This is a genomic window from Bacteroides sp. 14(A) (assembly GCF_000526555.1).
Taxonomy (GTDB): domain Bacteria; phylum Bacteroidota; class Bacteroidia; order Bacteroidales; family Bacteroidaceae; genus Bacteroides; species Bacteroides cellulosilyticus.
In genome coordinates, this window is record NZ_JAGH01000002.1 from 1,914,767 (window position 1) to 1,928,837 (window position 14,071).

10 protein-coding genes and 2 pseudogenes are annotated in these 14,071 nt (G+C 49.9%); 5 read left to right on the plus strand and 7 right to left on the minus strand.

Features of this window, described 5'->3' with window-relative positions:
• The first annotated feature begins 15 nt into the window (after window positions 1-15).
• Both K429_RS0114640 and K429_RS0114645 read left to right on the plus strand, forming a co-directional pair.
• Window positions 16-1,029 carry a fimbrillin family protein gene (locus tag K429_RS0114640; protein ID WP_081750880.1) on the plus strand — a complete coding sequence of 338 codons (1,014 nt, stop codon included), beginning with the start codon at window positions 16-18 and terminating at the stop codon, window positions 1,027-1,029.
• 136 nt (window positions 1,030-1,165) lie between these two features.
• A complete protein-coding gene (locus K429_RS0114645; RefSeq protein WP_026367366.1) occupies window positions 1,166-3,406 on the plus strand; it encodes a fimbrillin family protein in 2,241 nt (746 codons plus the stop codon).
• Here K429_RS0114645 and K429_RS30290 read toward each other — a convergent pair.
• Window positions 3,370-3,795, minus strand: a complete 426-nt coding sequence (locus K429_RS30290) for a hypothetical protein (protein ID WP_155923411.1) — start codon at window positions 3,793-3,795, stop codon at window positions 3,370-3,372. The genes K429_RS0114645 and K429_RS30290 overlap by 37 nt on opposite strands.
• Window positions 3,796-3,999: 204 nt before the next feature.
• Here K429_RS30290 and K429_RS0114655 point away from each other — a divergent pair, with 204 nt between their 5' ends.
• Together K429_RS0114655 and K429_RS0114660 are read left to right on the plus strand one after the other, a co-directional pair.
• Window positions 4,000-5,337, plus strand: coding sequence for an ATP-binding protein (locus tag K429_RS0114655; protein WP_369796089.1), 1,338 nt, complete (start codon window positions 4,000-4,002; stop codon window positions 5,335-5,337).
• A 288-nt stretch (window positions 5,338-5,625) separates the two neighbouring features.
• Window positions 5,626-5,937 (plus strand): hypothetical protein, encoded by a 312-nt coding sequence (locus tag K429_RS0114660; protein WP_026367369.1) that lies wholly within the window; start codon window positions 5,626-5,628, stop codon window positions 5,935-5,937.
• A gap of 435 nt (window positions 5,938-6,372) precedes the next feature.
• Here the strand turns inward: K429_RS0114660 and K429_RS0114670 are convergent, their stop codons facing one another.
• Complete coding sequence (locus K429_RS0114670) at window positions 6,373-7,056, minus strand: YitT family protein (RefSeq protein WP_026367370.1); 684 nt, start codon at window positions 7,054-7,056, stop codon at window positions 6,373-6,375.
• Between the two features lie 260 nt (window positions 7,057-7,316).
• Between K429_RS0114670 and K429_RS28735 the strand changes: the two genes are divergently transcribed.
• Window positions 7,317-7,916, plus strand: coding sequence for a DUF4890 domain-containing protein (locus tag K429_RS28735; RefSeq protein ID WP_155923412.1), 600 nt, complete (start codon window positions 7,317-7,319; stop codon window positions 7,914-7,916).
• A 246-nt stretch (window positions 7,917-8,162) separates the two neighbouring features.
• On the opposite strand, the gene K429_RS0114685 is transcribed toward K429_RS28735, so the two are convergent.
• From K429_RS0114685 to K429_RS0114705, 5 genes and pseudogenes are all read right to left on the minus strand, one after another.
• On the minus strand, window positions 8,163-9,278 hold the full coding sequence (locus tag K429_RS0114685) for a hypothetical protein (RefSeq protein ID WP_026367373.1): 1,116 nt from the start codon (window positions 9,276-9,278) through the stop codon (window positions 8,163-8,165).
• A pseudogene (ltrA, locus tag K429_RS28740) lies at window positions 9,262-10,675 on the minus strand (group II intron reverse transcriptase/maturase); the annotation flags it as partial. The pseudogene ltrA (K429_RS28740) and the gene K429_RS0114685, both read right to left, overlap by 17 nt.
• The gene (gene ltrA / locus K429_RS0114695; protein ID WP_026367374.1) at window positions 10,638-12,368 is read right to left on the minus strand and encodes a group II intron reverse transcriptase/maturase; all 1,731 of its coding nucleotides are present in this window, start codon (window positions 12,366-12,368) and stop codon (window positions 10,638-10,640) included. The gene ltrA (K429_RS0114695) and the pseudogene ltrA (K429_RS28740), both read right to left, overlap by 38 nt.
• 672 nt (window positions 12,369-13,040) lie before the next feature.
• Window positions 13,041-13,172 (minus strand): annotated as a pseudogene (locus K429_RS29900) (DUF4134 family protein); the annotation flags it as partial.
• Window positions 13,173-13,368: 196 nt separating this feature from the next.
• The gene (locus K429_RS0114705; RefSeq protein WP_155923413.1) at window positions 13,369-14,055 is read right to left on the minus strand and encodes a conjugal transfer protein TraD; all 687 of its coding nucleotides are present in this window, start codon (window positions 14,053-14,055) and stop codon (window positions 13,369-13,371) included.
• Window positions 14,056-14,071: the final 16 nt, after the last annotated feature.

The window sequence follows — 14,071 nt, forward strand, 5'->3', positions numbered from 1 at the left end:
AAATTTTTACATGCAATGAAAAAACTTTTATTAGTTGGAATCGCTGCGACAGCCATGCTGGCAAGTTGCAGCAATGACGAGACAGTCGGGACTCCCGAACAGAACGCAGCAATCAGCTTCTCCTCGTTCGTGGACAAGAGCACACGTGCTATCAACACGGGCAACAAGTTGGAAGATCCCTTCAAAGTGTGGGGATTCCGAGGAGACGTTAACGACTTCGTGAATGTAGAGCAGGTAGCAGTAGATGGTACGTACAACCCTGCGCAGTATTGGACACTGGGGTATAAGTATAACTTCGCAGCCATCGCGCCGCAATCGGTAGGCAAGAATGCAACGGTTACATGCACCAACGGAACAGTAAGCGGAACGCTGAATTTCACGAATGACGACAATGTAACGGACCTGCTGTATGCGTTCAATGGTGATATGGATGCGACTACTGAAATTCCTAACGGAAAAGTGAACCTGACCTTCGACCACATGCTGTCGAAAGTAAAGTTCACGTTCGCGAATGGATTTGATACCGATGAATATTCTTTCTATGTGGAGAACGTGACGATTAAGAATGTCGAGTCGGAAGCTACCCTGACTATCCCTGCCAAGACATGGAATAATTTCACGGAGCAGAAGGACGTTAACTTCGGAAATGTCGCCTCGAATGGTGATGACATAATCAAACAGAATGCTGACGACGAAACGGAACCCAAGTTGATAATCCCGAACACGACAAAAGTAACCTACACGGTGACGTTTGACCTGTATGTGTACAAGAACGAAGAGAACCTGAAGGCGGATGGCGGCGCTTATAAGCACACTGTGGAGATGCCGGAAATGCTATTTATAATGGGCAATGGATATAACTTCAAGGCAACCATCGGCAACAACAACTTCGATCCGGAGGTTGATCCTGATACGGATACGAAGATCGAATTCGAACCGAGCGTTAACACGTGGGTGGAAAACGATAACGACGGCAATGAGTACGGCGGAGAACTCGACGGTTACAAAGTATCGACCGAAGGCGAATAACCCACGGATTCATACATGAAAAGAACGCCCCTGCGCGGGGCGTACCCAGGGTGCAGGGGGTTGAATGTCCCCCTGCATCCACTACCGGACGGAGCGGTTTCCGTCCACGGAAAGACGATAAAAAAACACTGATGTTATGAATAGGAACAGACGCAGGAAACTGTATTCAGAGATGGCCGGGACGGTGGCGCTGGCGGCGGCGCTGCTGCTGGGGGCGTGCAGCGACGACACGTTCCGGGAAGGCAGGGACGACAGCCCGTGGGCTGCCAGTGACCATATCTGTTTCGGCATATCCGAAACGGGAACGAGCCGGACAACAAGGGCGGCAGGCGGCGCGGAGGAACGCACCACCGGAAACTTCGTGCTGCGGGGAGAAGGCACGGCGGACACGCTCTGTATGCGTGCCTATGTGACCGACGGCATAGAGGGAGCGGCCCTCGGGGAGAAAGGCGCGGCGACACGGGCGGCGCAGGTTACGGCGATGGAAACATACGAGCAGTTCAAGGTGCTGGCATACTGGAAAAAGAATGACGAGCTGGTAACATCGACGTTCTTCATGAACGAGACGGTGACGTACGCCAATAACGGGTGGAGTACGGAGAAGCCCCACTACTGGCCGGGCAGCGGGCATACGCTCTCGTTCTACGCATGGGCACCTGCCGGTATCACGGGGCCCGAGGGTCCGGAAAGCCATGTGCTGGAATACGAGGTTCCGGACAATGTCAACGACGTGACCGACGAGCAGGGGAACATCGTAGCGGGACAGAAGGATGTGGTCGTGGCTGTGGATAATGACGTGGCGGGCGACAGCTATCAGACAGTCGAGCTGAAATTCGACCATATATGCACAGCCGTACGGTTCGTAGTAGGCAGCGAGATGCAGGCGGGGACGATAAAGCGTGTAACCCTGAAGAATATAAAGTACAAGGGAGAGTATGATATGTCTGCGGAAAGCTGGGAGTTAGAAAAGGATGCGTTCAAGAATTTCTCGCAGGAGTTGGACAAAACGACGACGGCGGGTGATGCGGCAGGTACGGCAATCACCGACGAGAGCAACGGCTATTTCATGATGTTGCCGCAGAAGTTAGGCGAAGGGGCCGCGGTGGAGGTCGTATTCACGGATGCGGTGACCGGGAACGAACGCACGCTCTCGGCTTCCATCGAGGGGCAGGAATGGAAGAAAGGCACGACGGTAACGTACAAGCTGTCCATAACGCCGGACTATACGGTGACGTTTGAACCGGAAGCCGAAACCGTGGATGCCCATTATGTGATGTTCAAAACCACAATGAAGGTCGAAGACATAAAGAAGGATTGGACTTTGAAGGTTTCGGCTGACGACAATGCCGATGTTTCCATCCAGTTCGAGGAGAATGTCAACCAATATGCGAAAAACGGATTCTGGACGGACAAGGTTGTAAAGGATGGTGTGATTACCAGCGAGAGCGCCCGCGGAAGCAGTACTCTGGACGGAAGCGGCTCCGGCGAACAGACGGTGTATGTCTTCGCTCCCGAAAATCCGGGGGATAAGGATCGTATCATCACCTTGTCCCTCGAAGTGGACGGGAATTCCGTGGCAGAGCAGCAGGTTACGCAAAAATGTCCGGCATGGGTGGACGGCCAAGAATACGGCTGGGAGCAGATAGACGACAACGAGAGTGGTGAATACGGTTTCAACTGGGACAGAAAAATAAACTATATCTTTCCGTATGATTTGGGTAATAAATATACAGAAAATGAGGCTCGCGAAATAATCAATGGCATCATAGAAGAATACAATGCAAAGAATTATACATCTATAGTGAAATTTGTCCGACTTGATCTTCTGATTTCCCAAATATACCGTTTATATGTGGCCATTGACTACACAAAACTCAATTCTTTATCGGGTGTAGCGAACAGCAGCAGTAACGGATTACAAAACACCAAGGATTTGAACGACAAAGCCGGTACTGCCAATACCGGAAGTTTCGAGTTAGCTTTGAAAAACACTTACAAGACAGAGTCGGGACATGAAACGGAGAATATGTTCCGTGAGCCGACCACGGATGAAACAAAGAAAGTTCCGGCAGCCACCGGAACGAACAATCTCGAATCCGGAATTCTGAACTATGTATTGAAGAAGAACAAATATAATATCGTTATCAATGAAGATACAGATAAGGGTATCACCACGACTTCGGTTGTATTAAATGATATAGTCTGGTATCTGCCTGCCTACGGTCAGTTCACTTCGCTTCCGGAAGGTATGACATCATCCGACTATTGGTCCTCCACCGCTACGGATGACAGCGCATATTTAGGCAGCGGTACGGCGGCGAATGGAAGGGATGCAACACATTATGTCCGAGCCATGCGGAATAAGCCAACGGAATAGCCGCTACAAGCCGAAATAAGGGAAGATGAAGATGCAGTAAAGCCCGGCCGGAATAAAGCCGGAAGGGTCGGAATGAAGGAAGAGGACGAGCAGAACGAAGTCGTCGGAACCGATTGGCATACCCCGTTTCCTTTATATATTTCCCCAAATCCCGTCATGAATGCGTTCATGGCGGGATTCTTCGTCTCCAGAGCCAGACAGAGGCGTTCTGTCCCGGCTTGCGGGGAACGGCGGCGGGGAGATACGGGAAAAGAGGGAAAGAGAGGGGGAAATAAGGTGGCAAACAGCACGAGGCTGTAATACAGCCGAAAGCGGCAACGGGAAGGAAAGAATACGAAAGAGCGGGAAAAATGACGGTACTGCGGACATGCCGGAGGATAGGCCTTCATTCTTGTCAGTAGCGGGTAAAAGTGCGGGTAGCCGCAATAATGCCCCCCAGAGGCAATATGGATGCGCCAAATTACCTAACAAATCGCCGCCAAATCACCAAGTAAAACGATGCCAAATCACCAAGTAAAACGATGCCAAATCACCAAGTAAAACGATGCCAAATGGCAAAGTATTCCATAAAAACGTTGGTATATAAGCGATTTATGATTAACTTCGCACATGATTTCAAATGTAATAAAATGGAGCAGATGAATAATAATACTTACAGGGCGAGGATTGCCGACAAATTACTCGCGGAGAAACTGGACGCTATGGGCGCGGTACTTATCGAAGGAGCCAAATGGTGCGGTAAAACCACGACAGCGGAACAGGCCGCAAAAAGTGTGCTTTATCTGGCGGACACGGACACGTTCCGTCAGAATATGGAAATGATAGACCTGCATCCGCGGGTATTGCTTGCAGGGGAAGCCCCCATGCTGATCGACGAATGGCAGGAAGCCCCGAAACTGTGGGACGCCGTGCGCTTCGAGGTGGATCACAGGGGCAAGGAGGGACAATTCATCCTGACGGGCTCGGCGGCTCCGAGCAAGGAAAAACTCGAAGAAATCCATCATACCGGGACAGGACGGTTCTCGTGGTTGAAAATGCGCCCGATGAGCCTGTTCGAGTCCGGGGAGTCCGAAGGCACGGTCAGTTTTACCGGGTTGTTTGACGGGAATACGGATTTTGCCTTGAAAGCCCCCGATCATAAGCTGGAAGAGATCGCCTTCATGATGTGTCGCGGCGGCTGGCCCGGTTCCCTCCGGAAAAAGTCTGCGGCAGCGGCCGGGCTGGTAGCGATGGAATACTATCAGGCTGTAACGCATACGGATATATCGAAAGTGGACGGGATCGTGAAGAACCCCGAACGTGTGAAACGCCTTATGCGCTCCTATGCCCGCCATCAGGGTTCGCAGGCCTCGCTTGCCACCATTGCCGGGGATATTTCCACGAACGAGGTGGAAAGATTGTCGGAAAACACCATATCGGACTATCTGATGGCCTTGAAAAAAATATTCGTGGTGGAAGATGCGATGGCGTGGAATCCCAATCTGCGCTCGAAAACTGCCATCCGCAGCAGCGATACCCGTTATTTCGTCGATCCTTCGATAGCCGTGGCGGCATTGGAAATGGGACCCGACGACTTGATCGGCGACTTGAATACCATGGGGCTGCTCTTCGAGACGATGGCCGTGCGCGACTTGCGCTGTTATGCCGACGCCCTCGCCGGAACCATGTACCATTACCGTGATAAAAGCGGTCTGGAGTGCGACGCGGTGATGCACTTGCGCGGTGGCCGCTACGGACTGATAGAAGTGAAACTGGGAGGCAGTACGGGCATAGAAGAGGGAGCGGCGACGCTGAAGGCTCTGGCAGACCGGATTGACACCGACAAAATGAAAAAGCCCTCGTTTCTGATGGTTCTTACCGCAGTCGGACAGTTTGCCTACACGCGCAAGGACGGTGTACTGGTCGTGCCTATCGGCTGCCTGAAACCATAGCGCAGAACGGGGCTAACCCTGCACGGATATGCTGCAGATTGCCACGCGATACAGCCCGCAATATCGGCACGGAATATAGGGCCGCTACGGACGAATAAAGAAGGCGGCGTTTTAGTTTTTAAAAATGATTAACATTTTGTTTTCCGTTGATTTTCAGTTGCTTGAATATACATATGCTATAAAATTGCAGTACGTTTTTTGCTGTTTTTTGATTATTTTTGAAACGGCAAAAGCCCTGTCGTGCAAGGGACGGATTCATAACCTTGCTAATTTAATCAACGAAAGAATATGTCAAAAACGAATGAAATGAACTTGGACAAAGCACGGACTTTGACCAAAGGCTTGAGAAAGCATTTAGAAACGGCGAAGAACTACGGAGTGAGCGAAAACGACTTGTCAAAACTGGAAGCCGCCATCATCGAGGGTGAGAAACTGAATGCGGAAGTGGATCGCCGCCGCGCAGAACTGAATGAAATCGTCCCTACCGCCAACCATAAACTGGCAGAGGTTCGCAACATGACTACATACTTGAAGGGTTTGGTCAAGCGCCGTGTAGATTCCAGCCATTGGCCGGAATACGGAATTGCCGACAAGCGTTGAGCCTTGTCCCAAGACGAAGAGGGGAAAAACCGGCATACAAGGGAAAGTGATGAAACCGGCCACCTGCCGCGATTACCTCAAAACCCGGTCTGAATATGATGAAAGTGCAGGATTATCCGGTGGGTTCCCTTGAAAGCGGTTTCAGAAGTGGACGAGGTTGTCAAAACTCAAATGACAACTTTTGATTTGAGACTTACCCACTCTATATAAAGAGGCGTATCATTACTTGAAAACAAGTTTGATACGCCTCTTTTAAGTCGTCGTCTGATGTTACGATCTGCAACTTTTGTGCAGGCTCTGTGGAATCATTTGTTTCTGCACTTTCCTAAATATAGGTCGTCCTTATGCAGCCCCGTCCAACGCGCGACAACTTGAACCCGGCAAGCGGGCTACGAGTGTCTCTGTGAAGTCTGCCGGACTTTTTGATTGCACCTTTCATTTGACATGGAGTTTCGTTCTGATTTTCTCTACCGTTTTACGGGTCATCACCTGCGAGGCCAGTACCTTGACGATATAACCCGTCAGCAGAGCGGCGATGACCGTGCCTTCCCTCACCCCCTCTATCCTGCCGGAAAGGGACCAGGAGAGGATAACGGCTATGAGGACCAGCATGACGTCAACGCCAATCTTCACATAGCCGAAAACGGCATTCATACGGTCAGCTATGCAGGCTACCAGCCCTTCTGCACTCATGATTACCACATGACCTTTCAATTCCAGCACCACGCCGACGGCCTGCACGAAGCATCCCACGAGCAGCAAGACAACGCACGAGAGGTACATGCTTGGAGCGACTGATGCGGTAAGCATCATGTTGAGATCGATGAAGGCCGAAAAGAGAAAGGAAAACGGCAGTTGCAGCCATATTTCCAGTTTTTGTTTTCTTATATCGGGATTGTCCCTACGGAGCAACATCAGCTGCAGAAGAATAAAGATATTATTGTTAATCAGTGTCCAGACACCCAAAGACCAAGGCGTGTTGATTGACAACACATAGTTAGCGCTCGATATGGGAGTTGTACCCAAAGCAGCACGCACAATCAGTACGATGCCTAAAGCGAGGAAATACAGTCCCGCGATGAATAACGAATAACTTCTTATGAATTGCCTTCTTTCCATATTTTCTTATCAATAGCCTACAAAGATACTCAAAACCAGCCAAAAACCCTTATATATAAAGCCGAAACTTGCCTTTTGACATACAAGGAGAGCCTGACGTATAACGGCATTGCAAACTTCGAAAAGCCCATGGTGCACCTGACTGCTTACGGACCGAACCGCACCATTTGGTAGAAAGAAACGGGTGTTTGGTAGATTTGTTTTGGGGCTTCCGGGGTTTCATCCTACCTCTGTTTCAGAAACTTTTTATATACTTACCTATGGACATCAGAAGACATTTTTGGATGGTCGCTTGTACCGCGCTTTTCGTCTGGGGCGGTACGGCCACGGCACAGGAGACGGACAAGGGAATGCCCGCCCGGGCGGAACAACCTTACAAACCCATGCCCCTCTCCCCGGAGAAGTCGGCGCGGAATACCACCGAGCGCATGGATTCGCTGCTTGACCTTACGAAGAAGCAGTATGGGAAACTTTACAAGCTGAACCTGAAATGGGCGCGTGAGGACGCGGAGAACAAGACGCCGGCACCCCGCATGGGCGGCAGGCCGGAAGGAGGTCCGGGCTTCAGGGGACCGGGACAGGGGCCTCGGGGAAACCGTCCGCCCGAAGGCATGGCAGAGCGCCGTGCGCCCCGCGATTTCGCCCCTTCGCCTGACGAGAGGGAGAACATGGAGGAACAGCGGCGGAAGCTGGAAAAACAGCGCGAAAAACGGGAGAAGAAACTGAAGAAAATCCTCACTGACAAACAGTATGCCCGCTGGGTGGAGGAACGGCGTCCCGCCATGCCGGAAGGCAGGAAGGACGGGAAACGGCACTCTCCGGCAGATCATGTAAATAAGGATAAACGGCAGGCGGAATGAAGATGCTTCATTCCCGTTCATACGGAAGGCTCGCCACTGCCATCCTCTGGGGAGGGTGGCAGCGGCAGCGATGACGGCTCCGGCAATTCCGTGATATGTAACACGGCGGCTATAAAAGTACGGCAGGTATAAATGTGGTTCGGCAGGTTACAACGGAAAGGGCCGTCGGCAGACCGGAACCCGAAAAAAATCCCCCTGCCGGGTTGCCACACCCGAACAGAGGGGAAAGGTTGAATATGAAAGCGGTTAAGCGGCCTTGGTCGTCTCCTCATGTTCGGCAGAGGGCGTTTCGGGGTCGGTATGCGGGCATTCCGCCTCTTTGAGGCTTTCGTCGATACGGCGTTGCAACTCCTTGCACTCCAGTTTGAGCCTTGACAACTCGTCGGCCTTGCTCCACCGGCGGCTTGCGATTTCCTGCAAGACCGGGATTTCGCTTTCGAGCTGTGCGGCTTGTCTGCGCTGTTTGTCGATCATGCCGGACAGCCTGTCGAGTGCGGCCTGCGGATATTGCGCCGATTCCACGAAACCGAGCGGCAAAGCACCCGACAAACCGCAGCGGTATTTCAATCCGCTTGCACCCTCGACAAAGAACGTGTTGCGGTCAAACGTTCCGTCCATGGTGTACTCGCTGCGTACCAGCAAATTCAGCCCTGCATACGTGCCAATCGTGCCATACGCCCCGCTGCGGTAGGTCTTGGCGATGCGGTGCAGCTCCCGTCCGACTTCCTCGGCGGTGGCTTGCGGCAGGTTCAGAAGCTGCGTTGTCTTTGCTCCGCCGTATGAGGTGATGTATTCCCTGTCCTTTATAAAATCGGCCTCTGTACGCTCTGCCTTTTCAATATCTTCCCGGCTGGCGGCTATCTTGCGCTCGGCACGAATACGCTCTTTCTTGAATATCGCCTGCTCCTTTTCCAGTTGCATAATCTTGTTGTCGAGCTTCGCCTTGTCCAACAGGTCGGTATTGCCGGAAAGTATCGCAACAAATTCGGCGAAGTTCATGCCGTTGTCCTCGTCCATACCGCCCTCGTCGATACGGCGCACGGCGATTGTGCCGTTGTTGATTTGATTGATGAACATCTGCTTGTTTTTCAGAAGATTAAACTTGTAGGCGTCGAGTGTCTTTTCCGTGCCGTAAATCACGACATCTACCATGTTGCCGCCCCAGAGCTTCACGGTGTTGCCCTTGCGTACCGCCCTGCCGTTGCGTTGCTCCATGTCAGCCGGGCGATCGGGTAGGTCAAGGGCATTACTGCCCTCTTCCCCCCTCAGAACCGTACATGAGGGTTTCCCCTCATACGGCTCAAGCTTTTCTAAGTCTCTGTTCGTGTGCAGAGACCGGCTCATACTACTTCTTGTTTCCATTGGATTTACGGGATAATTTGAAACATTCATCATGAACCAACAGATTGCATTTTTGTCCGTCTTTGACGGTTGGCATTACATTCCATGCTTTATGCGTGTCAATCGGTTCACCACATATCGGACATTTTCGCCCTTGCTTTTCCCATAGGTAAAGCAGGGACTTGCGTCCTTTCAGTGTCACAAGCATTTTCAACTTCATTCTTTTATTGAAGTACAGACGGCAATCTGTGTCAAACGGATTCATATCCCCCTTTATCTGCGTATATTGCAGGAAAGGAAACGAGGATGCCAGTTTCAACAAGGTGATCCGGTCTTCCTTGCCGTTTGATTTTTTTGAACTTTGTCGCAAAAGTCCAGCTGTTCCCTCGGATATTGTGCCAATAACGGTCTTTTATCCACCGTTTCCCTTTCTTGGAATGGCGACGTTTAGCCCATTGCCACAAGGCGAGAAATATCTGATGGTCGATTCTGTGAAATGAATCACGTGTCGCCCCATGCTGATAATATGCTCCCCATCCTCGGATTTTAGCGTTCAACATTCTGATTAATGACTCCTGCTTGCAACCCTTATGACCTTTTGTTACTTTACGGATATTTTCCATAAAGCGTTTTTCTGCTTTCTTGGTCGGTTTGGTCAATATTTCATTGCCGTATTTGCGGATATTGAAACCGAGAAAATCAAAACCGTCACGGATGTTTGTTATGACCGTCTTTTCCTCTGATAAGGTCAGACCTCTTTCAGCCATGAACTCAGCAACCAATGGCTTGATTTCGTTCTCAAGTGTCTCACGGTTTTCGCAAGTAATTATAAAATCATCAGCATAACGGACCAGATTCACCATTGGCGAATATAGTTTTCCCTTTATTCTAACTCGTTTATACTTCTCTGCGAGAACTTTCTGCAAACCGTCCAACGTCATATTGGCAAGTGTCGGGGAAATTATGCCACCTTGCGGTGTCCCCTCCTCGGTCGGGAACATCTGTTTGTTGAAGATATAGCCGCATTTCAGCCATTTACGAAGCATTGCCTTATCCATTGGGATGTTGGCAAGCAACCATTCATGGCTGATATGGTCGAAGCACCCCTTTATATCACCCTCCAAAATCCATTCAGGAGAATAGCCTTTTCGGAGAATGTTATGGCATTGCAGTACCGCATCCATACAGCGGCGTTCCTTGCGGAAACCGTATGAACGTGTGTCGGCTGTTGTTTCCGATACTGGTTCCAATGCCATGAGGTAGAGTGCTTGCATGGCTCTGTCTTTCATTGTCGGTATTCCCAACGGTCGCAGTTTGCCATTACTCTTTTTGATGTGGACTCTTCTCAATGGCTTCGGCCGGTAGCCTCTGCGTTTGAGTTCACTTATCGCTTGTGTTTTTGCTTCGGGTTTCTCCCATTTTATCTGGGTTAAACTTCTTGTTCTTACACGAGCTGTGTACGAGAATCTTGAACGGTTTGCCGTTGATAGTCTTCTTGATAGTCGTCCATCTCCGTTCATCGTCAATAATCTCCCCACATACTGGGCATCTCATTTCCTGATGAACCCAAATCATGCGTAGCAGGTCGTCAATCTCACGCAGTTGTTCCTCCGTGTTCTTTAACTTGCGCCTTGCATAATAAGGAGCATCGGCAGGGTCGTATGGATTAGTATTGGTTCTAATACGCACGTACTTCAATATGGGAGTGTCCGCCAGCCTTTTAAGACTTAAAGTCGTTTCCTTGCCCGATTTCTTATTCTTGGTTATGGCGGCAAAGCACCACTCACGCCCGTGCAGTTGTTTGAAATACCTTTCCTTAATCCACTGCTTGCCCTTTTTTGGATGCCTGCGTTGTGCCCATTGCCAAAGCGTCTTGTACACCTCATAGTCCACACGTGAGAATGCTTTCGATGATGCCCCGTAGTGGTAATAGTTTGTCCATCCGGGAATCATGTGGTTGAGCATCCTTATGAGTGAGGAAGCCTTTGCTGACTTGTTGCTCTTTATCTTCGTGCGAACCTTGTCACAGAAATTCTTCATCGCATCCTTTGACGGTTTTGTCAGAAGTTTTCCGTTGGACTTGTATTCACGGATGTTGAAGCCAAGAAAATCGAATCCCTCATTGACATGGGTAACCTTGGTCTTTTCTTCCGACAACATCAGCCCACGCTCTGCCATAAACTGCCGTATGAGAGGCAGGAGAACCGTTTCTATGGTTTCCTTGTCTTTGGCGGTAGCGATAAAATCGTCTGCGTAGCGCACAAGATTGATTTTGGGTTCAATCCATTTTCGCCCATATTTCGTATCGGCTGGTTCCCAATGAGGTTTTACCGCCTTTTGAACGAGGGATTGAAGTCCGTCAAGCGTCATGTTGGCAAGGGTCGGAGAGATTATGCCGCCTTGGGGTGTCCCCTCTTCGGTCGGGAAGAGTTCACCATTGAACACAAAGCCACATTTCAGCCATTTGCGAAGCACTTCTCTATCCATTGGGATATTGTTGAGCAGCCATTCGTGGCTGATGTGGTCGAAGCATCCCTTGATGTCCCCCTCCAAGACCCATTTGGGGGCAACATCCCTTGAAAGTACATTATGACACTGGGCTATTGCATCTTGACAGCTGCGATATTTACGGAATCCGTAGGAGTGTTGGTCCCCTGTCGTTTCCGCAATAGGGTCGAGAGCCATCAGATAAAGAGCCTGCATCGCGCGGTCTTTCATTGTAGGGATTCCCAAAGGGCGTTTCTTTCCGTTCTTCTTCGGTATTTCCACACGGCGCAGAGGCATCGGTTGATAACCACGGCGTTTCAGTGTGTCAATAGCTTTGACTTTTGCCGCATCGGATGACCATCTCACGTGGTCAACCCCTGCGGTGTCTTTACCCTTGTTAGTAGTAACCCGAACTACGGCAAGATAACGACCGTAGAACGAGTGGGTCAACAGCCATTGCAAGGATTTGACCTTGCCGTTTCTGCCTTCCCTTTGAGCCTTTACAATACGTGCTTGCAGCTTCCGAACATACTCCTCTGCCTTGTGTCGGTCAATGCTTTTCCAACGCTCGGTGTCCGAGAGAGCTATATTTTCAGGCGCACACTTTTCTTTCGATTTGTTCATTTGCTTTCCTTTCTTTAGAAGTTCTATAAGTTTATTGTAAAGAGTTACCTTGTGGAAGTGGGCACACTTTCGTGTCGGATGGTGTGGCTCTATGCCATACGTGGCAATGAGGTCAATCCGTATCCGCTTTGTTACAAAGCGGCGTTCGCTTTCTCCACGTTCCTATACCCGCATCCCATATAGGCTTGCCTTGCGGCGTGCTTACCTCCTCCGAGGAGGGGGAGAGATACGGGCTTACCACGTTCCGTGTAAGTGACAATAATGGGTTAGGTCTGTCCTATTCACCGGCAGTCATCATGTCCGTGCAACCCCACCTGGACAGGGAGTTGACCGACTGCACACCTTTTGGTTCAAGCCTTAGACTTCACTCCATAGAGAGAAGCCAACAACATCATTAGGCTTGTTCTTCGTAACGATGTTTATCAGACATTCACATTGGTTGACCATACCATCAAGTCTCGCCCCTAGGCAGAATGATGTTATCTGCCATTGACCTTCACTCACGCTTCGGTCTATTCCTTTCGGAAAGGGTACTTTGTCAGAGCAGCTTCGCACAAAGAGATTACTCGCAATGCACGTACTCTCAGACTACTGCAAACGGAATTGCAGGTGCAATCAATAGTTGTTATGCTATAGTTACACAATCACTTACACAGTTTCTACGTGTCACACGCCCGGATCAAAATAGGATGTCACCATAGAGGTTGCCTCGTTGATACCTGCCAAGCCGTTGCCTTGTGCGAATACTGAAGTGGTTGCAGCCAATGCGAATGCGACTGCCATAAGGATCTGTTTCTTGTTCATAATTGTTCTTTTCTTTTTTTTGCCATCAAAGGGTGGATAATCCTTTTCGGGCGGTTAATACATTTTTCTTTTTGGATTCAGTGGTTCCCGTTTGATTGAGGACTTGGGATTGTCCTTCGGATTTGGTGGTCTTGCGTTTTCTTTTCCACCTGTCAGCCGTAATCTTTCTGTTTCATTTCTCTTGTTGTTTTAATGGTTACACAAAGTCCCGGATGTCGAAGTTCTCGATATTGTCGGGAAGTTTGAACGGTTTCGGAGCAATGTTTTCTGTTATCCTTACTGTTTGGACTTGGGGCTGTTTCAGGAACAAGTCCATCATTTCAACCACCCTGTCGCCGACAGATTCCATACTTTCCGTAATGCTGTCGAAAAGTTCCGAGTTCCTTATCTGAGTGAACACTTTTCCTGCTTGCCGTTTCTCTTCTTTTGTAGGCTTCACCTTCTTGGCAGTTCTTACAGCCGTGTCGATATCCTCAAAAGATGCTCCGCTTGCATAGCCCTCAGTTTGTCCGTCTTCCTCGTCCCAATCGTCATCGTCCTTTACATTGCCGCTACGATGGTCTGAGAACATTTCGGCAAGTTCCTCTTGTGTGAGGTCTTCGGGTATCTGCCCGTCCGTTTCATCGGCAAAGGTAATGTCTTCTTCGTTCACTGCCTCACCTTCATCCGCTGTTGCAGCATCTGGCACAGTTGGTGGCACTTTTGAGGGCATCTTGAAGTTACTTTTACCTACAATCCCATTGTCTTTTACCTCTTCAACGGGCTTCGGTTTCTCTTTTTCCGGTGGTGCGGACTCTTGGAAGGGTTGCCGTCTTTCCATCACAAGGTAGAAGATGAGCCACATATTATATAGCAGCATCAGAATGGCGAATGTCGTCATCATAGTTTCAGCCTTTACA

Coding starts and splice junctions, on each gene's coding strand:
- K429_RS30290 (WP_155923411.1), bottom strand. CDS start 3,795: ATGAAGGCCTATCCTCCGGCATGTCCGCAGTACCGTCATTTTTCCCGC.
- K429_RS0114655 (WP_369796089.1), top strand. CDS start 4,000: ATGATTAACTTCGCACATGATTTCAAATGTAATAAAATGGAGCAGATG.
- K429_RS0114660 (WP_026367369.1), top strand. CDS start 5,626: ATGTCAAAAACGAATGAAATGAACTTGGACAAAGCACGGACTTTGACC.
- K429_RS0114645 (WP_026367366.1), top strand. CDS start 1,166: ATGAATAGGAACAGACGCAGGAAACTGTATTCAGAGATGGCCGGGACG.
- ltrA (WP_026367374.1), bottom strand. CDS start 12,368: ATGAACAAATCGAAAGAAAAGTGTGCGCCTGAAAATATAGCTCTCTCG.
- K429_RS0114705 (WP_155923413.1), bottom strand. CDS start 14,055: ATGATGACGACATTCGCCATTCTGATGCTGCTATATAATATGTGGCTC.
- K429_RS0114640 (WP_081750880.1), top strand. CDS start 16: ATGAAAAAACTTTTATTAGTTGGAATCGCTGCGACAGCCATGCTGGCA.
- K429_RS0114670 (WP_026367370.1), bottom strand. CDS start 7,056: ATGGAAAGAAGGCAATTCATAAGAAGTTATTCGTTATTCATCGCGGGA.
- K429_RS0114685 (WP_026367373.1), bottom strand. CDS start 9,278: ATGGAAACAAGAAGTAGTATGAGCCGGTCTCTGCACACGAACAGAGAC.
- K429_RS28735 (WP_155923412.1), top strand. CDS start 7,317: ATGGACATCAGAAGACATTTTTGGATGGTCGCTTGTACCGCGCTTTTC.